The 18,415-nt window shown below is 74.4% G+C and carries 14 protein-coding genes; 10 read left to right on the forward strand and 4 right to left on the reverse strand.

Features of this window, described 5'->3' with window-relative positions; translation table 11 throughout:
* Position 1: 1 nt before the first annotated feature.
* The 3 genes from ACJTNH_RS17150 (at position 2) to ACJTNH_RS17160 (ending at position 2,663) form a co-directional block, all read left to right on the forward strand.
* Positions 2–451, forward strand: coding sequence for a GNAT family N-acetyltransferase (locus ACJTNH_RS17150; RefSeq protein WP_458177807.1), 450 nt, complete (start codon positions 2–4; stop codon positions 449–451).
* 182 nt (positions 452–633) lie between these two features.
* On the forward strand, positions 634–1,236 hold the full coding sequence (locus ACJTNH_RS17155; RefSeq protein ID WP_458177809.1) for a hypothetical protein: 603 nt from the start codon (positions 634–636) through the stop codon (positions 1,234–1,236).
* The gene (locus ACJTNH_RS17160; protein WP_458177811.1) at positions 1,233–2,663 is read left to right on the forward strand and encodes a signal peptidase I; all 1,431 of its coding nucleotides are present in this window, start codon (positions 1,233–1,235) and stop codon (positions 2,661–2,663) included. Before ACJTNH_RS17155 ends, ACJTNH_RS17160 begins: the two co-directional genes overlap by 4 nt.
* 9 nt (positions 2,664–2,672) lie before the next feature.
* On the opposite strand, the gene ACJTNH_RS17165 is transcribed toward ACJTNH_RS17160, so the two are convergent.
* The gene (locus ACJTNH_RS17165; RefSeq protein WP_458177813.1) at positions 2,673–4,433 is read right to left on the reverse strand and encodes a helicase; all 1,761 of its coding nucleotides are present in this window, start codon (positions 4,431–4,433) and stop codon (positions 2,673–2,675) included.
* Positions 4,434–4,527: 94 nt separating this feature from the next.
* Between ACJTNH_RS17165 and ACJTNH_RS17170 the strand changes: the two genes are divergently transcribed.
* From ACJTNH_RS17170 to ACJTNH_RS17195, 6 genes are all read left to right on the forward strand, one after another.
* Positions 4,528–5,370 (forward strand): alpha/beta fold hydrolase, encoded by an 843-nt coding sequence (locus ACJTNH_RS17170; RefSeq protein ID WP_458177815.1) that lies wholly within the window; start codon positions 4,528–4,530, stop codon positions 5,368–5,370.
* On the forward strand, positions 5,367–7,091 hold the full coding sequence (gene bluB / locus ACJTNH_RS17175; protein ID WP_458177817.1) for a 5,6-dimethylbenzimidazole synthase: 1,725 nt from the start codon (positions 5,367–5,369) through the stop codon (positions 7,089–7,091). Before ACJTNH_RS17170 ends, bluB begins: the two co-directional genes overlap by 4 nt.
* A gap of 93 nt (positions 7,092–7,184) precedes the next feature.
* Positions 7,185–8,006 (forward strand): DUF4253 domain-containing protein, encoded by an 822-nt coding sequence (locus ACJTNH_RS17180; protein ID WP_458177819.1) that lies wholly within the window; start codon positions 7,185–7,187, stop codon positions 8,004–8,006.
* A gap of 57 nt (positions 8,007–8,063) precedes the next feature.
* Positions 8,064–8,945 carry a helix-turn-helix domain-containing protein gene (locus tag ACJTNH_RS17185; protein WP_458177821.1) on the forward strand — a complete coding sequence of 294 codons (882 nt, stop codon included), beginning with the start codon at positions 8,064–8,066 and terminating at the stop codon, positions 8,943–8,945.
* A 4-nt stretch (positions 8,946–8,949) separates the two neighbouring features.
* A complete protein-coding gene (locus ACJTNH_RS17190) occupies positions 8,950–9,360 on the forward strand; it encodes a VOC family protein (RefSeq protein WP_458177822.1) in 411 nt (136 codons plus the stop codon).
* Positions 9,361–9,503: 143 nt separating this feature from the next.
* On the forward strand, positions 9,504–9,878 hold the full coding sequence (locus tag ACJTNH_RS17195; RefSeq protein ID WP_458177824.1) for a DUF4190 domain-containing protein: 375 nt from the start codon (positions 9,504–9,506) through the stop codon (positions 9,876–9,878).
* Between the two features lie 14 nt (positions 9,879–9,892).
* Here ACJTNH_RS17195 and ACJTNH_RS17200 read toward each other — a convergent pair whose 3' ends face one another.
* Entirely contained in the window at positions 9,893–13,168 is a 3,276-nt protein-coding gene (locus tag ACJTNH_RS17200) for a DEAD/DEAH box helicase (protein ID WP_458177826.1), read from the reverse strand.
* 76 nt (positions 13,169–13,244) lie between these two features.
* Between ACJTNH_RS17200 and pgm the strand changes: the two genes are divergently transcribed.
* Positions 13,245–14,879: a phosphoglucomutase (alpha-D-glucose-1,6-bisphosphate-dependent) gene (gene pgm, locus ACJTNH_RS17205; protein ID WP_458177828.1), complete on the forward strand. Its 1,635-nt coding sequence runs from the start codon at positions 13,245–13,247 to the stop codon at positions 14,877–14,879.
* A 205-nt stretch (positions 14,880–15,084) separates the two neighbouring features.
* Here pgm and ACJTNH_RS17210 read toward each other — a convergent pair whose 3' ends face one another.
* Positions 15,085–16,674, reverse strand: a complete 1,590-nt coding sequence (locus ACJTNH_RS17210; RefSeq protein ID WP_458177830.1) for an alpha/beta hydrolase domain-containing protein — start codon at positions 16,672–16,674, stop codon at positions 15,085–15,087.
* Between the two features lie 204 nt (positions 16,675–16,878).
* Positions 16,879–18,396 (reverse strand): glycerol kinase GlpK, encoded by a 1,518-nt coding sequence (gene glpK / locus ACJTNH_RS17215; protein WP_458177832.1) that lies wholly within the window; start codon positions 18,394–18,396, stop codon positions 16,879–16,881.
* Positions 18,397–18,415 lie beyond the last annotated feature (19 nt).

Consider the following 18,415-nt stretch of genomic DNA (forward strand, 5'->3'; position numbering starts at 1 on the left):
GGTGACCGACGCCCCTCCCCTGCGCACCGCCCGGTTCGCCGAACTGACCCCCGCCGAGCTGTACGGGCTGCTGCGGCTGCGGGTCGACGTGTTCGTCGTCGAGCAGGAGTGCCCCTACCCGGAGCTGGACGGCCGCGACGCCGAACCGACGACCCTCCACCTGTGGTTCGCCGACGACGAGGGCACGGTGCTGTCGACGATCCGGCTGCTGGAGAACGGCGAGGACCGCGCGATCGGCCGGGTGGCCACCGCGGTCCAGGCCCGGGGGCGGGGGCTGTCGGCGCAGCTGGTGCAGCGGGGCATCGAGCTGTGCGAGGGCCGCACGATCGACATCGGCGCGCAGGCGTACCTGGAGTCCTGGTACGAGCGGTTCGGCTTCCGCCGGTCGGGGCCGGACTACCTGGAGGACGGCATCCCACACCTGCCGATGCGGCTGGCCGGCCGGGGCTGACCCGCGCGGACGCTGGGTCACCGGGCCACCCGGAGGGCTGTCACCTGCCCGCAGCGCCCGTCACCCAGCGGAGTGATCTGGTGACCTTGCGTCTTCTCCTGGGGGTGGGCGGGCCCTAGCGTCCAAGGCTCCGAGGTGGCCTCCGCCGGCCGACCTCACCGGAGCCCCGGAGAGAGCCAGGCATGACGAGGGTGCGCCTCCGCCGTCCCAGCCGTCGCGCGACGCGACGGGGCGTCGTCGTGTCCACGGCCGGCGCGCTCGTCCTCGCCGCGGCGCTGCTCTGGCAGACCGCCTACGCGGGCTTCACCGACCAGACCACCGCGCTGCCCGCCAGCATCGGCACCGGCACTGTGGCGCTGACCAACGAGATCGAGGGCATCGCGCCGCTCAGCCTGCCGGCGATGCGCCCGGGCGACAGCGTCACCGAGTGCGTCATCGTCACCTCGACCGGCTCGCTGCCGGCGACCGTGCGGCTCTACGCCCGGGACCGGACGAGCACCGGCGACCTGGCCAGCTACCTCCAGCTCTCCTGGGACGCCGGCACCGGCGGCGGCGTGAACGCCGACTGCGCCGGCTTCCGCTCCGCCGGCACCACGGTCACCACCACGATGGGGTCCTTCGCCACCAGCTGGGCCCGCGGCATCCTGCCCTGGGACACCGCGGGCGGCACCACGGCGGAGACCCGCACCTACAAGTTCACCTTCACGCTCTCGGCCAGCGCCCCGGCGCGGGTCAAGGGCGGCTCGGCCCGGCTCACCTTCGTGTGGGAGGCCCAGAACCGATGACCGCCACCCTCGGTGCCGGCGCCGTCCCGGCCCCCGCGCCCACCTCCTGGCGACAGGGGTGGACGGCGTTCCTGCTCGCCGCCCTCGCCCGCGTGGTGCTCGGCGCCCTCGCCGTGCTGCTCGCGATCTCGGTGCTGCCGGTGCTGGTCGGTTGGCAGTCCAGCGTCGTCCTGTCCGGCTCGATGGCGCCCACGTTCACCGTCGGGGACGTCGCCGTCGTCCGGCCGGTCCCGGCGGACCGGCTCGAGCCGGGACAGGTGCTGCTGGTCGACGACCCCGACTCCCCCGGTGAGCTCCGGCTGCACCGGCTGGTCGCCGTGCAGCCGGCCGGCCTGCAGCTCAAGGGCGACGCCAACGCGGCCGCGGACGGGTCACTGGTCGACCCCGCCGCCGTGCACGGCGTGGTGACCCTCGGCCTGCCGCTGGTCGGTCAGCCGGCGGTGTGGCTGACCCAGGGCCGGGTGCTGCCGCTCGTCGGCACCGGCCTGGGGCTGCTCGCCCTGCTGGCGCTCTCCGTCGCGCACCGGCGTCCCGACGACGACCCACCGGCCCCCGGCCCGTCCGCCCCACCGGCCCGTGCCGGGCGCCGCCGTCGTCCGGCCGTCCGCGGCCTGCGCCGCGGCGCGGTGCTGACCGCCGCCGTCCTGGTGACCGTGTCGCTGCCCGGGTCCGGTGCGGGGTTCTCCGACACCACGGCCAGCCCCGCGCTCACCTTCCCGGTCGCCACCATCTGGAACTGCTCGGACGTCGGCACGGCCAACCGGGCGACCAACTACTACCGGCTCCAGGAGAGCTCCGGTGCGATCGCCGGCAACTCCGGCACGACGGGCGCGGCCGGCAACGCCACCTACCGGGGGGGCGTGGCCCGCCAGGCCGGGGGGCCGGGCTGCGGCAGCGGAGAGGACCGGGCGGTCACCCTCGACGGCTCCTCCGGCTACCTCTCGACCACCCAGGCGGTCACGAACCCGCAGTCCTTCACCACGCAGCTGTGGTTCAGCACCCGGACCGCCCGGGGCGGCAAGCTGATCGGCTTCGGCAACGGCACCAACGGTGACCGGTCCGGCTCCTACGACCGGCACGTGTACATGACGAACGCCGGACAGCTCGTGTTCGGCGTCTACGACGGGACGATCTACACGGTGACCAGCCCGCGCTCCTACAACGACGGGGGCTGGCACCTGATGACCGCCAGCTTCTCGCCGAGCAGCGGGATGCGGCTCTACGTCGACGGCGCCCAGGTGGCCTCCGGCTGGGCGCCGGCGGCGGAGGCCATCACCGGGCACTGGCGGATCGGCTTCGACAACCTCAACACCTGGCCCGCCACACCGACCAGCGAGTTCTTCGCCGGGTCGCTGGCCCACGTGAGCATCTACGACCGGGTGCTGTCGGCGAGCGAGGTGCGGCAGGCCTGGGACATCACCCGCTGACGGCGCCGGTCAGTCGCTGCCGGTCAGCGATGTGGCCGGCAGCCAGTCGGCGTCGAGCAGCTCGGCGATCTGCTGCAGGCCGGCGGTGTCGCCCCCGGCGGTCGAGCCGGTGACCGCGAGGCGCTCCACCATCACCCGGGCGACGTCCTCCTCGACGGTGTCCGCGGCGAAGGCGACCCGCCACGGCGAGACCTGGTGGTCGCGGTGCGTGCGGCCGGTGACCTGGCGGGCGGCGATGCCGGAGAAGCGCGGCTGGTGGAACAGCCCGACCCGTGGCGTCGTCGACGCGGTGCGCCCGCCGGGCAGCTGCTCGCCGGCGTGCAGGCTGATCGAGGCGGTCACGGTGAACACGCACACCGGTGCCTCGCCGGTCTGGAAGCGCAGCCGCTCGGCCTCGACGTCGAAGCGGTCCCGGCCGTAGATCGAGGCCACCGCGATGCCGCCGTCCAGCAGGGCCTCGCGGATCGGGTCGGCGGCGGTCTCGACGAACTCCACCGACACCGCGACCTGCCGGTCGGCCTCCACCTGCGCCTTGACCCAGTCGACCGTCGCCGCCGCCCGGATGAGCCCGGCCTTCTGCCGGAAGCGCAGCAGCGCCGCCCGGCCGCGGGCGGTCTCCCGCTTGCGGCGGGCCAGCTGCATCTCGGCGCGGAACTCCGACCACTCGGCCTCGTACTGCGCGCGCTCGGCCGGGGTCAGCTCGACGGGGGTGCCGGTCACCGACACCGGCCCCCAGGGCGCGGGGCGGTGCAGCGTGGCCGGCGGGTCGGTGTCGGCCAGCCAGCTGCGCAGCCGGGCCAGGTCGGCGCGCCGCTCCTCGGCGTCCTCGGTCCAGCTCCAGCCGTACCGGGCACGTTCCACGTGGAACCCGTGCGCCGCCAGCCGGCTCGGCAGGTCGGCCCACTCCCTCAGCGGTTCCCCGTGGACGGCGGCGAAGTGCGGCGCGAGGTAGGGCAGCTCCAGCGGGGTGTGCGCCGGGGTCGCGGTGGCCAGCAGCACGTAGGGCGCGTCCTTCACCCGCCCGGCGCCGGAGACCGACTTCCAGTGCTTCCACCGCTGGGTCGTGGTGTGCCGCACCATGTGCGCCTCGTCGGCGACCACCACGTCGAACCGGGCGCCGGTCGCCTTCGTCAGCCCGGCCACCTTGCCCAGCCGGTCCCAGGTGGTGACGCACCAGCGCACCCCGCCGTCACCGAAGGCGGCGATCGACCGGGCCCAGTGCGGCACGGTGATCGCGGCCGGCCGGTCGGCGACGACCAGCACCGTACGGACGGGACGCCGACCGGCGATCTGGCCGACGGCGAGGACGGCGGTGCCGGTCTTGCCCACCCCGGGGTCGTCACCGAGCAGGAACATCCGCCCGCCCGCGGCCTCGTGCGCGGCGATGACCGCCGACCCGGTCAGCTGCTCCGGGCGCGGGGACATCGGCCGGGCCGGCGTGATCGGGCGCGGCTCGGCGTTCAGCTCGTCCTCGACGAAGCGCTCGAAGCTGTACGGCGGCGGGTCGTACGGCGCCAGCGCGGCGGGCAGCTCCCGGCCGACGAACACGTGCGCCGACAGGCCGGCGTGCCAGCTGGCCCCCGGCGCCGGCGCGCGGAACGGCACGGCGAGCACCCACACCCGCTCCCCCGGCCCGGCCTGGGGCAGCTCGGCGGTGGCCGCCGGGGCGGCCTTCCGTGGCGCGGCCTTCCGGGCGGTCGGCTTCCGGGTGGTCGTCGTCCGGGTGGTGCTGCGGGTCGAGCTGGTGGAGCGCCGGCGGCGTCCGGGCACGGGGTCCTCCTGGGGCGGCCGTCGGGGTGCCCCGACGCTAACCGCGGGCACCGACGGTCGCGGGCAGCGACATCGGGTCTGGTGGGATGAGGGCATGACCGACGCGATCCGGCTGGCCGCCCGCACGCTCGGCACCACCGGCCCCCGGGTGGTGTTCGTGCACGGCCTGTTCGGCCAGGGCCGGAACTGGACGACGATCGCCAAGGCCCTGGCCGAGGACGGCCACCGGGTCACCCTGCTCGACCTGCCGAACCACGGGCACTCGCCGTGGACCGACCGGGTCGACTACGGCGACATGGCCGAGTTCGTCGCCGCGGAGCTGACGCTGCTGGGCGAGCCGGTGACGCTGGTCGGGCACTCGATGGGTGGCAAGGTGGCGATGCAGCTGGCGCTGCGGTGGCCGGAGCTGCTGCGGGCGCTGGTCGTCGTCGACATCGCCCCGACCGACTACCCGGAGACCGGCGGCCGCACCGACGACCCCGACGAGGAGGCCTCCCCCTTCGCGGCGTTCATCGCCGCCATGCAGGCGATGGACCTCGACGCGCTGGAGACCCGCGAGGACGCCGACCAGGCCCTGCGGGCGGCCGTGCCGAGCACGATGGTGCGGTCGTTCCTGCTGCAGAGCCTGGTGCGGGACGGTGTCGGGGCCGGCCAGGGCTGGCGGTGGCGGCTGAACCTGGAGACGCTGGCCCGCGACCTGGGCGAGCTGCGCCGCTTCCCCGACCCGCCGCCCGGGGCCACCTTCGACGGCCCGGTGCTGTGGATCGCCGGCGCCAACTCGACCTACGTGCTGGACGACGACCGGCCGCGGATGGACGAGCTGTTCCCCACCACCCGGCTGGTGCGGGTGAAGAACGCCGGGCACTGGGTGCACTCCGAGCAGCCCGAGGTCTTCCTGGAGACCGTGCGCCGGTTCCTGGCGCAGGTGGAGGGATGACCTGGCCCCGGCCGGTGCCGCTGATCGGTGACGGCACCGCGGCCTCCGAGCGGGCCGCCGACCCCACCGGCTGGGCGCTGCCGGCCGACGACCGGGCCGGGCTCTACCGGGCGATCGAGGCCCGCCGCGACATCCGCCGCTACCGCCCCGACCCGGTGCCCGACGAGGTGCTCACCCGGGTGCTCACCGCCGCCCACCAGGCGCCCTCGGTCGGGCACAGCCAGCCGTGGCGGTTCGTCGTCGTCCGGGACGCCGCGGTGCGCGACACCGCCGCCGTGCTCACCGACCGCGAGCGGCTGCGCCAGGCCGCCCAGCTCGAGCCGGACGCCGCGGCCCGGCTGCTGGACCTGCAGCTGGCCGGCGTCCGGGAGGCACCGCTGGGCGTCGTCGTCTGCTGCGACCGGCGCGCGCCGGCGGCCGGGGTGCTGGGTCGGGCCACCTTCCCCGACGCCGACCTGTGGAGCTGCGCCGCGGCGATCCAGAACCTGTGGCTGGCTGCCCGCGCGGAGGGGCTGGGCCTGGGCTGGGTGACCCTGTTCCGCCCCGACGAGCTCGCCGCGCTGCTGGGGCTGCCCGAGGGCGTGGTCACCCTGGGCTGGCTGTGCCTGGGCTGGCCGGACGAGCGGCCGCCCGCACCCGGCCTGGAGCGGGCCGCCTGGTCGCGCCGGCAGCCGCTGGCCGACGTCGTCCTCACCGACCGGTGGCCGACCGGGGACGTCGCCGCTCCCCCGTCCCGGCTGCGGGCACCCGAGCCCGAGGCCGTGGTCGCTGCCCGGGACGCCGCCGACCGGCTGCTCACCCCGCCCGGGTCGCTCGGCGTGCTCGACCGCGCCGTCGACCGTGCGGTGGCACTGGGGCGCCCGGCGCTGCCCGGCGGCGTGCTGGTGCTCGCCGCCGCCGACCACCCGGTCGCCGCCCGCGGCGTCTCGGCGTACCCCGCGTCGACCACCCGGGACGTCGTGACGGCGGCGGTCGCCGGGGAGGCGCTGGGCGTGACGGCCGCCCGCTCGGCCGGTCTGGGCGTCGTCGTGGTGGACGCCGGCGTCGCCGGGCCACCGGTGCCCGGCGCGGTGCCGGCACGGGCGACGGGTGCACGCGGTGACCTGGTGGACGCGGCCGCGCTCACCCTCGCCGACACCGATCGGCTCGTCGCCGCCGGTCGCCGGCTGGGCGCCGAGCACGGTGCCGCGACCGGGCTGGTGGCGCTCGGGGAGGTCGGCGTCGGGAACACCACCGTCGCCGCCACGCTGGCCGCTGCGTTGTTGCACGTGGAACCGGACGCCGTCACCGGCCTCGGCGCCGGGGTGGACGCGGCGATGCTCGAGCGCAAGCGGGCGGTGGTGGCCGCGGCGCTCGGGCGGGCCGGCAGCGACCTGGAGCCGATGCGCGCGCTCGGCGAGCTGGGCGGCCCGGAGTTCGCGGTGCTCGCCGGGGTGGTGCTGGGCGCGGCCGAGGCCGGGGCGGTCGTGGTCCTCGACGGGTTCGCCACCTCGGTGGCCGCGCTGGTCGGCGTCCTGCTGGAGCCGGCCGCGCAGGCGTCGCTGGTCGCCGGGCAGCGCAGCCGGGAGCGGGGCCACGAGGCGGTGCTGCACGCGCTGGGCTGCGAGCCGCTGCTGGACCTGCGGCTGCGCGCCGGCGAGGGGGTGGGCGCGGTGCTCGCGGCCGGCCTGCTGCGCCAGGGCTTCCTGCTGCGCCAGAAGACCGCCCGCGTCGACCGCTGACCGGGAGCTGTGGACCGTGGCTCCGGCTGTGGAGAGTGGCCGCGTCGACCGCTCCGGGTCGTGCTCCGATCGCTGCTCCTGAGAGGAGCAGTGATGACCTGGTCGATCGACCCACACCCGTTCCGGACCCCGGTCCGGGCCGAGCGTCCCGGCAGCATGCCCGAGGTCGGGACGCTGCTCGACCTGCCTCCGATGTCCCCGGTGCGCGGCCGCCGGAGCCCGGACCAGCTGGAGGAACGGGTTCGCGGCTGGCTGAGCACGCGCCCGGTCCGCGACCCGGAGGTCTCCTGGCGGCGGTGCGCGCGAGTGTTCGACCGCAGCGGGCTGTGGCCGCTGCTGGCCGGCCGGGTCGACGAGCACCCGTACGTCGACGATGATCCGGCGTCCCCGAGCGGCCCGGCGGAGGCCGCCGCCGTGCTCGAGCAGTGCTGGCAGGGCTGCACGCCCGTTGGTGCCGACGGCGCCCGACTGCCCCACCCCCCGTGGCCGGGCCTGGCTCCGGGGCGCGGAGCCACGGGCGAGCGCGGCGTGCTCTTCACCTCCGAGCACGAATTCCCGCGGCTCGGCGGCCTGCTGCTGGTACCAGCCACCCGCCCCGCGGACGCGGTGGCCCAGCTGGGCTGGTCGGGGGCAGCCAACTGGTCGCTGACCAGTGCGTCGATCTCTGCGGTGCTCCGGTCCTGGGAGGACCGCTTCGGTGCCTACCTGGTGGGCATCGGCGCTGCGACGCTGGACCTGGTCGTCCTGCGGCCGCCGGTGACTGCTCGCCAGTGCGAGCTGATGGCGGCCGAGCACCACGCATTCTGCCCAGACAACCACGTCCCGCAGACCGGGTTCGACGACCAGCCGATCAGCCACGGCGACCACGCCGCCCGGTTGCGGAGGGCGACGACGTGGCACTTCTGGTGGGACTGACGCCGACCCGATGCGGTTGCGCTGGACGCCGGTCGCTGGTCGGTCCACGCTGACGTGGTGGGCCAGGAATGGGTGCGGCACCGGCCACACCCGGCCCTGCGCGGGCTGGTCGCCGAGGCCACCGGGTACCGGCAGGACGGGCTCACGCCCGGTGTGCACCGGGGGCTCCCCTCCCCCGCGCTGACCCTGATCGTCACCCTCGACGACCCGCTGGAGATGGCCGCCCACTCGGATCCCCGGCAGTCCCCGGGCCGGTACGCCGCGCTCGTCGGCGGGCTGCACACCGGACCGGCCCTGATCGCCACCGGTACCCGGCAGGCCGGCATCCAGCTGTCGCTGACGCCGGCGGGCGCCCGTGCGCTGCTCGGTGTTCCCGCGGGTGCGCTCGGGTCGCGGGACGAACACCTCGGGGACGTGCTCGGCGAGCCGGCCGCCGAGCTGGTCGATCGGCTCCGCATGGCCCGGACCTGGCCGGACCGGTTCGCCGCGGTGGACGACGTCCTGCGCCGGTTGGCTGTCCGTGCGGCACCGGGAGCCTGCCCCGAGCTGGCCCACGCCTGGCGGCTGACGACGGGATCGGGCGGCCGGCTGCCGGTGGCGACCGTCGCCCGGACCGTCGGGTGGTCCGAGCGTCACCTCCGCCAGCGGTTCACCGCCGAGTTCGGGCTGGGCCCCAAGGAGGCTGCCCGGGTGGTGCGCTTCGACGCGGCCCGTCGTCTGCTCGGATCGGCGGTCGCCCGCGGCGAGGAGACCGACCTGGCCGGACTCGCCGCCGTCGCCGGGTACGCCGACCAGGCGCACCTGACCCGGGAGTGGCGGGAGCACACCGGGCTCCCGCCCCGCCGGTGGCTGGCCGCTGAGCACCAGCAGCTCCGCGCCGACGCCGACGACCTGCTCCGATTCGTCCAAGACGGCCGGCCCGCCATGCCGTCAACCTGAGCGCATGACCGATCCGACTCCCGCACCCACCGTCTGGCCCGCCTTCCGCGCCCGCGACGCCCGTGCGCTCATCCGCTTCCTGGTCGACGCCCTCGGCTTCGAGGAGACCGCTGTCCACGGCGAAGGCGACACGGTCGCCCACGCGCAGCTGGACTGGCCGCCCGGCGGCGGGGTGATGCTCGGCTCCGTGCGCGACGTGCCCGGCGACCCATGGCCGGCACAGCCCGGCACGGCCGCCGCCTACCTGGTCAGCGACGACGTGGACGCGGTGCACGCCCGGGCGCTCGCCGTCGGCGCTCAGGTGGTGCAGGAGCCGCACGACACCGACTACGGCAGTCGCGAGTTCGCCGTCCGTGACCCCGAGGGCAATCTGTGGAGCGTTGGCGACTACCGCGGCGAGCCGCGCCGGGGGTGAGCCGGCTCGAGCGGGTCCACGCCCCTGTGGCCGGCCCGCCGGCCGGCCGGAGGTCGGTGCCGGGGGCTCCGAACGGACTTGTGGTCGAGGGGCCGTCCACCGGGGCGGTGCACGCAGGTGCCGCGACCACGGGGGACGAGCAGATGAGCCAGGACGACGGCCACGACCACGAGGCCCATCGGCGGCAGGCCGAAGTTCCCCATGGCCAGCAGCCCCACGGCCAGGTCACGCAGCCGTACGGTCCGCAGCCCTACGGTCCGCCGCCGTACGGGTACGGCTACCCGCCGCCGCAGCGCACCAACGGGCTGGCCATCGCCTCCATGGTGCTCGGTATCGTGTGGATCTACTGGATTGGCAGCATCCTCGCGCTGGTCTTCGGCTACGTGGCGAAGAAGCAGATCCGGGAGCGCGGCGAGGGCGGTGGTGGCATGGCGACCGCGGGGATCGTGCTCGGCTGGGTCGGCGTGGGGGTCTTGTGCATCCCCCTGGTGTTCGCCATCGCCGCCCGGGTGGGCTGACGGCCGGCCGCTGATCAGCCGAACAGGCCCCGGACGTCGTCGGCGGTGAGTGCGCCTGAGGCGAGTGCGCCGTCGTCGACGACCTGCTCGAACAGCGCCTGCTTGCGGGCCTTGAGCTCCATCACCTTCTCCTCGATGGTGCCGACGGCCACCAGGCGGTAGACGATCACCGTCTTGTCCTGGCCGATCCGGTGCGCCCGGTCGACGGCCTGCGCCTCGCTCGCCGGGTTCCACCACGGGTCGAGCACGAAGACGTAGTCGGCCTCGGTGAGGGTCAGCCCGAAGCCGCCGGCCTTGAGGCTGATCAGGAACACCGGCGCCGTTCCGGTGCGGAACTGCCCGATCGCGGCGTCGCGGTCGCGGGTGCGGCCGTCCAGGTACACCCAGTCGATGCCCTCGGCGGTGAGCCGGTCGCGGATGCCGCGCAGGAAGCGGGTGAACTGGCTGAACACCAGCACCCGGTGGCCCTCGGCGACCACCTCGCGCAGGTGCTCGAGGAAGGCGTCGGCCTTGCTGGAGCGGACGTCGGCGTAGCCCGGGTCGACCAGCACCGGGTCGAGGCTCAGCTGCCGGAGCAGGGTCAGCGACCGGAAGATCGTCATCCGGTTCTTCTGCATGTCGTCGACCAGGCCGAGCACCTTGCTGCGCTCCCGCTGCAGGTGGGTCTGGTACAGCTTCTCGTGGCGTGGGTTGAGCACCACCTCCAGCACCTGCTCCTGCTTGGGCGGCAGCTCGGCGGCGACCATCTCCTTGGTGCGCCGGCGCATCAGCGGGCGGATCCGGCGGCGCAGCACGGCCAGCTTCTCCGCGTCGCGGTCCCGCTCGATCGGGATGCGGTACTGCTCGGTGAACCGCTCCGGGTCGGGGAACAGCCCGGGCGCGACGATCGACATCAGCGACCAGACGTCCATGACGCTGTTCTCCAGCGGGGTGCCGGTCAGCGCCAGCTTCACCGGCGCCGGCAGCCGGCGGGCGCACTGGTAGGTGCGGGCCTGGTGGTTCTTCACGAACTGGGCCTCGTCGAGCACCAGCGCGCGCCACGGCATCGCCGTCCACGCGTCCTCGTCGATCCGGAAGAGGGCGTAGGAGGTGACGACGACGTGCGCCGCGGCCACCTGCTCCTCCAGGGCCCGGCCGCGCTTGCGCTCGGTCTCCTCGACGGTGACCACCCGCAGGCCGGGGGCGAACCGGGCCGCCTCCCGCGCCCAGGTGGAGACCACGCTGGTCGGCGCCACGACCAGGGCCGGGGCGTCGTCCAGGTCGCCGGCCTCGTGCGCCCGCACCAGCAGCGCGAGGGTCTGCAGGGTCTTGCCCAGCCCCATGTCGTCGGCGAGCACCCCGCCGAGGCGGTGGTCCCAGAGGAAGGCCAGCCAGCCGTAGCCCTCGTGCTGGTACGGCCGCAGCTCGGCGGCCAGCCCGGCCGGCACCGGCGGCGGCTCGGCGTGCTCGGCGTCGATCAGCCCGCGCACCTCGCGGGTCCAGCGCTCGCTCTGCTCCTCGACCACGCCCAGCCCGAGCAGCTGCTCCCACAACCCGGCCTGGAAACGGCTCACCTTCACCCCGTCGCCGGGCACGTCCTGCAGCGCCCGGGCCTCCTCGATCAGCAGCCGCAGCTGCTCGAACTCCGGCCGCTGCAGGGAGAAGTACGTGCCGGACAGCAGCACCAGCCGGGTGCGCCCTGCGGCGAGTGCCTTGTAGAGGGTCTCGAAGGGCACGCTCTGGCCGTCCACGCTCACCGAGACGCCCAGGTCGAACCAATCGGACTCCCGGCTGTCGCGGGTGGTGAAGCTGATCTGCGGCGCCGCGGTGTTCGGCCGATAGTCCGGTGGGGTGCCCACCAGCGTCACGTCGACGTCGGGTGCGGCGTGCAGCTCGGGCAGCACCTCGGTGGTGAACTCCAGTGCCTCCACCCGGGCCAGCTCGGTGCTCACCGCGAGCGGGCCGTCCGGCGTCCAGAGCTCGGGGAGCGCGGCGACCGGGCCGGGCAGCGCGTCGACCAGTTGCTGCTCAGCGGCGGGGTCGCGGCCGTCGCCCGGCGCGGACGGGGCGCCCGGGGTGAACGCCCGTTCGCCGTAGCGGACCGTCCAGGCCAGGCAGACCGTGTCGTCGCCGGGGTAGTGGACCTCGACGGCCAGCCGCGGCCGAGGCACCTCGGGCAGCGGCACCGAGCCGTCGCCGGAGATCACCGGGACCGCCTGCCGCAGCCCCGGGTACCAGTCGCGCAGGAACCGGTCGACGTCGCCGGGCGGGATGTCGATCCGCCCACCGCGGGCCACCAGCCCTGCCAGCACCGGCGGCACCGCCCGGTCCAGCCGGGCCAGCACCAGCCCGGGGATGTCGCCGTCCGCGCCGACGGGGCCCTCCACGGACACCCCGTGCGGGGGCATCCCGAGGAAGGAGAGCCGGGCGGGGTCGACGCTGCGGCCGTCGAGCTGCAGCACCGCGGACAGCTCGGCGGGCCCGCCGCCGCTGCGCAGGTCGACGGCGACGTCCGCCGGCTGCTGCGCGAGCAGCACCGGCCGGGCCACCCGGTCGGCGGTGACCAGCGGGACGCCGTCGGCCACCGCCTCGGCGAGCAGCCGCCACAGCCCGGGGCCGAACTCGTGCAGGTACACGTCGGCCGGCGCGTAGGACCAGTACTGGTTGCGGGCCGCCTGGTGGGTGGCGTGCAGCGCGCGCATCGCGGCGAGGTGGCCTGCGTCCCAGCCGGCCTGGGTGCTGTCGTACTGCAGCTGCCGCCAGGAGACGCCGCTGCGCACCCACTGCTCGCGTTTCCCGGGCACCACGGGCCGCAGCCGGATCAGCCGCTGCCGGGTGCCCGGTGCGGCGACCGACGCGCGCCCCCGGCCGGGCTCAGGCTCGACCAGCTCGAACTGCAGGCCGATCGGCACGGACGCCAGCGCCGGCCGGCCGGCGGAGGTGACCAGCTCGGCGAGCTCCTCCTCCCAGCTGCGCGGGGCGGACTGCCCCGGACGCGGCCCGCCGGCGGCACGCTGGATGTCCGGGCGCAGGTGCAGCAGCACCGCCACGGCGTGCTTGCAGTCGTCGCCCACCGGGCAGGTGCAGGCCGCCGCCCAGCCCACCCGGCCGCCCTCGGTGCGCACCACCGTCGTCCGGTAGGGCTCGGGCTCGCCGCCCTGGACCAGACCGGTCAGTCGGCGGGCATCGTCGCCCACCCGGACGTCGAGCACGCTGCGGCTCGCGTAGGGCCGCGCCCGGTCGAGCACGTGCTTGCCGACCGCCTCGGTCAACGCCGCGTCGGTGACCATCTCCCGCCAGTCCCCGAGCACCCGACCAGGCTACGACCGCCCACCGACAGAGCGACCCAGGTCGCGGCGACCGGGCTGTCGGCGCGAAGATCAGCCCATGAGCTCCGACCGCGCCGGCCAGCCGGCCCAGCCCTCCGACCTGGTCGACGTCCCACACCTGGTCACCGCCTACTACTCGGTGCAGCCCGACGCGGAGGACCCCGACCAGCAGGTCACGTTCGGCACGTCGGGGCACCGCGGGTCCTCGCTGGACGGCGCGTTCAACGAGGCGCACATCCTGGCCACCACGCAGGCGATCTGCGAGTACCGGGCGCAGCAGGGCTTCGACGGCCCGCTGTTCGTCGGCCGGGACACCCACGGGCTCTCCGAGCCGGCCTGGGTCAGCGCCCTGGAGGTGCTCGCCGCCAACGACGTCACCGTGCTCGTCGACTCCCGCGACGGCTACACCCCGACCCCCGCGGTGAGCCACGCGATCCTCACCGCCAACCGGGGGAGGACCAGCGGGCTGGCCGACGGCATCGTCGTCACCCCGTCGCACAACCCGCCGCGCGACGGGGGGTTCAAGTACAACCCGCCCTCGGGCGGCCCGGCCGACACCGATGCGACCGGCTGGATCGCGAAGCGGGCCAACGAACTGCTGATCACCGGCCTGGACGGCGTGCGGCGGATCCCGTTCGCCCGGGCCCGCGCCGCCGCGCAGTCCTACGACTTCCTGGGCAGCTACGTCGACGACCTGCCGAACGTGCTGGACCTGGCCGCTGTGAGGCACGCCGGCGTTCGCATCGGCGCCGACCCGCTGGGCGGGGCGAGCGTCGCCTACTGGGGGGAGATCGCCGAGCGGCACGGCCTCGACCTGACCGTGGTCAACCCGCTGGTGGACGCCACCTGGCGGTTCATGACGCTGGACTGGGACGGCAAGATCCGGATGGACTGCTCCTCCCCCTCGGCGATGGCCTCGCTGATCGGGCAGAAGGACCAGTTCTCGATCGCGACGGGCAACGACGCGGACGCCGACCGGCACGGCATCGTCACCCCCGACGGCGGACTGATGAACCCCAACCACTTCCTCGCCGTGGCGATCTCCTACCTGTTCAGCCACCGGCCGGAGTGGGGCGCCGGCACGGCGGTCGGCAAGACGCTGGTGTCGTCGTCCCTCATCGACCGGGTGGTCGCCGACCTCGGGCGGCAGCTGGTCGAGGTGCCGGTCGGGTTCAAGTGGTTCGTGCCTGGGCTGCTCGACGGGTCGGTCGGCTTCGGCGGCGAGGAGTCGGCGGGCGCCTCGTTCCTCCGCCGCGACGGCGGGGTCTGGACGACGGACAAGGACGGCATCCTGCTCGCCCTGCTGGCCTCGGAGATCCAGGCGGTCACCGGCAGCTCGCCCTCGCAGCTGCACGCGTCACTGACGGAACGGTTCGGCGCCTCGGCCTACGCCCGGGTCGACGCCGCGGCCACCCGGGAGGAGAAGGCGGCGCTCGGCAAGCTCTCCCCCGAGGCGGTCACCGCCACCGAGCTGGCCGGCGAGCCGATCACCGCCAAGCTCACGACGGCCCCCGGCAACGGTGCGGCGATCGGCGGGCTGAAGGTCACCACCGAGAACGCCTGGTTCGCCGCCCGCCCGTCCGGCACCGAGGACGTCTACAAGGTCTACGCCGAGTCCTTCCAGGGCCCCGACCACCTCGCCCAGGTGCAGGAGGAGGCCAAGGCCGTCGTATCCGCGGCCCTCGCCGGCTGACGGGCCCACCGTTCTACGAGGTCCACAGCGATGTCCTACCCGAGGCCGACCACCTGGCTCGGGTGCAGGAGGAGGCCAAGGCCGTCGTCCCCGTCGCCCTTTGGCCCCTGACACCCGAGGGGCGGCCCCTGCACGCAGCACGGGCCCGCGGGTGGACTCCCGCGGGCCCGTGCTGGTCAGCTGCTGGTGCGTGACCGGCAGGCTGTCACCGCTGCCGGGCCACCTCCCGCGCCTCCTCGATCAGCCAGTCGGCGTCTGCCGGGGTGAGGTACCCGGCGTCCTCCAGGTCGCGGACGTTCTGCCTGACCTGCCGCACGTAGTCCCGCGGCTTGGGGTAGAGCGCGTCGATGGTGGCCTCGTCGAAGGGCACCTCGTAACCGGCGATGTAGCAGAACGACGCTCCGGTGGCCGTGCCGTACCAGGTGCTCCGCGGGACGTCGAGGTAGGGCGAGCGCAGGCCGCCCTGCACGTTGCCGAACTCGTCGAGGACCGGCTCGCCGTAGCGCACGACGATCGGGTTGGACCTGGGCGGGGCGACGCCGTCCCGCACCCAGAGGTCGAGGTTCCGCAGCGCGGCGTCGAAGAAGATCGCGCTGGGGAACCGGCTCCGCGGGCCCTGGTCGCAGGCCACCGGCGGTACGGTCCGGCCGGCCGCGACGATGTCCGCCGAGGACGCGGAGTAGTACAGCTCGTCCGGGGTCGCGTGACCGGCGCCGGCCATCTCGTAGTGCCGGAACTGGTCCGGCGCGACGTCGCTGTCCGGACGGCGTGAGCCGATGCCGCGGAGGTAGTCCGACTGCGACATCAACTGGATCACCGGGACACCGATCCCGTACAGGTCCCGGCGGGGGTCGTCGACCGGCGGCGCGGCCTCGCACTGGTTCATCGGGTAGGCGCCGGCGAAGGCACCGCCGGCCACCCCGAGGAGGTAGCCGTCGTAGGTGGGGCCGCCCTGGGCCGCCACGACGAGCGGGTGAACCGCCTTCATGTAGTTGATCAGGTAGCCGCCGGTCTGCGAGTAGCCGAAGCCGTAGGCGTGCTGCACCTGCGTCTCGGACCCACCGTAGGTGAGCGGGTTGGAGGTGTCGTCCTCCCGGAGCCAGTTGCCCACCTGGGTGAAGATGTCCCAGACCAGGCCGTTCTCGGTGGCCTGCGTGGTGTCCGCCGGCAGCGGTGTCTCCGGCGTGGCGGGATCCGCGTCGGCGTCCACCGTCGAGCAGTTGGCCGGGTCGCTGACAGGGAGCGGGTTGGCGAAGGAGAGCGGCCCATAGCGCTCGGGATCGAAGTTCTTCAGCGCCTCGACCGCGACGGGCTTCGCGGTGATCCCCACCCACGCGTCCCCGTTCTCGACCAGCTGCCGGTTGGCCACAGCCCAGCCGATGTTCAGGTCGAAGAGGTTGGACGGGTTGAGCATCTCCACGACGACGTTGCCGCTGAAGTGCGCGCCCTCCGCGGGGCGCCGCACCAGGACCCGGGTGGTGTAGGGAGCGTCGGCGGTGCGCACGACCGCCGGCGCGTCCTCCGGCCAGCTGTACACGTTGGACGTGCCGCTGGCCAGGAACTCCTCCTCGACGTAGCCGGACGCTGCCAGGTCCTCGGGGACCTCTGTCCGGTCCGCGGCCCCGAAGGGGTAGGACTCGTCCGTGACCGGCAGGGGACCGGTGACGTCGGCGGCCGTGCCGAACACCGTCGGCGGGTCCTCCTGGGGGGTGGCCGAGGCGGCCGGTGCGACCGCGCCGGTGAGGCCTGCGGCCACGGCCATCGTGAACAGCGACTTCGGTAGTGCAGCCTTCATGATCGATGCTCTTCCTTGAGTCTCGTGCATGTGCGTTTCGATGCCCGCGGTGCGGGCCCTGCGACGAACTCCTCCCCCGGGTGCACCCCGTCATCGACCGGTGGCGGGGTGCAGGCCCGCCGGAGACTGCTCCGACCGGCCTGCACCCTGGCACCGTGCTGGGCCCCGCGGTCAGCTCTCGCGAGCCGCGGGGCACCGGCCGGCTCAGCTGACGTCGTCGTCGACCCAGTCCAGGGACTTGGTGACGGCCTTCTGCCAGTTGCGGTAGTTGCGCTCCCGCTCGTCGTCGGCCATCTGCGGCTCCCAGCGCTTGTCCTCGGCCCACTTGGCGGTGAGCTCGTCGAGGTCGGACCAGAAGCCGACGGCGAGCCCGGCCGCGTAGGCCGCGCCCAGTGCCGTCGTCTCGGCGATCTGCGGCCGGATCACCGGGACGCCGAGCAGGTCGGCCTGGAACTGCATGAGCAGCTCGTTGCCGACCATGCCGCCGTCCACCCGCAGCTCGGTGAGGTCGACGCCGGAGTCGGCGTTCATCGCGTCCAGCACCTCGCGGGTCTGGTAGGCGGTGGCCTCCAGGACGGCGCGCGCGAGGTGGCCCTTGTTGACGAACCGGGTGAGCCCGACGACGGCGCCGCGGGCGTCGGAGCGCCAGTGCGGGGCGAACAGCCCGGAGAACGCCGGGACGAAGTAGGCGCCGCCGTTGTCGTCGACCGAGCGGGCGAGGTCCTCGATCTCCGGGGCGTTCTTGATCATGCCCAGGTTGTCGCGGACCCACTGCACCAGCGAGCCGGTGACCGCGATCGACCCCTCCAGCGCGTAGACCGGCTTGGCGTCACCCAGCTGGTAGCACAGCGTGGTGAGCAGGCCGTTCTGCGACGGGACGGCCTCCTCGCCGGTGTTGAGCAGCATGAAGTTGCCGGTGCCGTACGTGTTCTTGGCCATGCCCTTGGTGAAGCAGACCTGGCCGAACGTGGCCGCCTGCTGGTCACCGAGCGAGCCGGCGATCGGCACCCCGGCCAGGAAGCCGGCCTTGCGGCCCTTGCCGTACTCCTCGGAGTTCGACCGGATCTCCGGGAGCATCGACATCGGGATGCCCATCTCCTCGGCGATGTCGGCGTCCCAGGCCAGCTTGCGGTAGTCCATCAGCATGGTGCGGGAGGCGTTGGAGACGTCGGTGAGGTGCAGCCCGCCGTCGGCGCCGCCGGTCATGTTCCAGATCAGCCAGGAGTCGATGGTGCCCATGAGCAGGTCGCCGCGCTCGGCCTTCTCCCGGGCGCCGTCGACGTTGTCCAGGATCCAGCGGACCTTGGGGCCGGCGAAGTAGGTGGCCAGCGGGAGGCCGACCTTGTCCTTGTACCGGTCGGCGCCGCCACCGAGGGCACCGAGCTCCTCGATGATCTTCGTCGTCCGGGTGTCCTGCCAGACGATGGCGTTGTAGACCGGCTGGCCGGTGTTCTTGTCCCACACCACCGCGGTCTCCCGCTGGTTGGTGATGCCGACGGCGACGATGTCGGAGTTGCTCGCGTTGCCGCGGGCGAGGGCCTGGCCGACGACCTCGCGGGTGTTGGTCCAGATCTCGTTGGCGTCGTGCTCGACCCACCCGGCGCGCGGGAAGATCTGCTGGTGCTCCTTCTGGCCGACGGAGACGACCTTGCCGTCGTGGTCGAACAGCATGCAGCGGGTGCTGGTGGTGCCCTGGTCGATGGCGGCTACGTACTGGGCCATGGGGGTTCCTCCTGGAGAC

The organism is Modestobacter lacusdianchii (assembly GCF_054177765.1).

Excerpts from the sequence above, each read along its gene's own strand:
- ACJTNH_RS17180 (WP_458177819.1), top strand. The coding sequence starts at position 7,185 with ATGACCTGGTCGATCGACCCACACCCGTTCCGGACCCCGGTCCGGGCC.
- ACJTNH_RS17195 (WP_458177824.1), top strand. The coding sequence starts at position 9,504 with ATGAGCCAGGACGACGGCCACGACCACGAGGCCCATCGGCGGCAGGCC.
- bluB (WP_458177817.1), top strand. The coding sequence starts at position 5,367 with ATGACCTGGCCCCGGCCGGTGCCGCTGATCGGTGACGGCACCGCGGCC.
- pgm (WP_458177828.1), top strand. The coding sequence starts at position 13,245 with ATGAGCTCCGACCGCGCCGGCCAGCCGGCCCAGCCCTCCGACCTGGTC.
- ACJTNH_RS17160 (WP_458177811.1), top strand. The coding sequence starts at position 1,233 with ATGACCGCCACCCTCGGTGCCGGCGCCGTCCCGGCCCCCGCGCCCACC.
- ACJTNH_RS17210 (WP_458177830.1), bottom strand. The coding sequence starts at position 16,674 with ATGAAGGCTGCACTACCGAAGTCGCTGTTCACGATGGCCGTGGCCGCA.
- ACJTNH_RS17170 (WP_458177815.1), top strand. The coding sequence starts at position 4,528 with ATGACCGACGCGATCCGGCTGGCCGCCCGCACGCTCGGCACCACCGGC.
- glpK (WP_458177832.1), bottom strand. The coding sequence starts at position 18,396 with ATGGCCCAGTACGTAGCCGCCATCGACCAGGGCACCACCAGCACCCGC.
- ACJTNH_RS17190 (WP_458177822.1), top strand. The coding sequence starts at position 8,950 with ATGACCGATCCGACTCCCGCACCCACCGTCTGGCCCGCCTTCCGCGCC.
- ACJTNH_RS17155 (WP_458177809.1), top strand. The coding sequence starts at position 634 with ATGACGAGGGTGCGCCTCCGCCGTCCCAGCCGTCGCGCGACGCGACGG.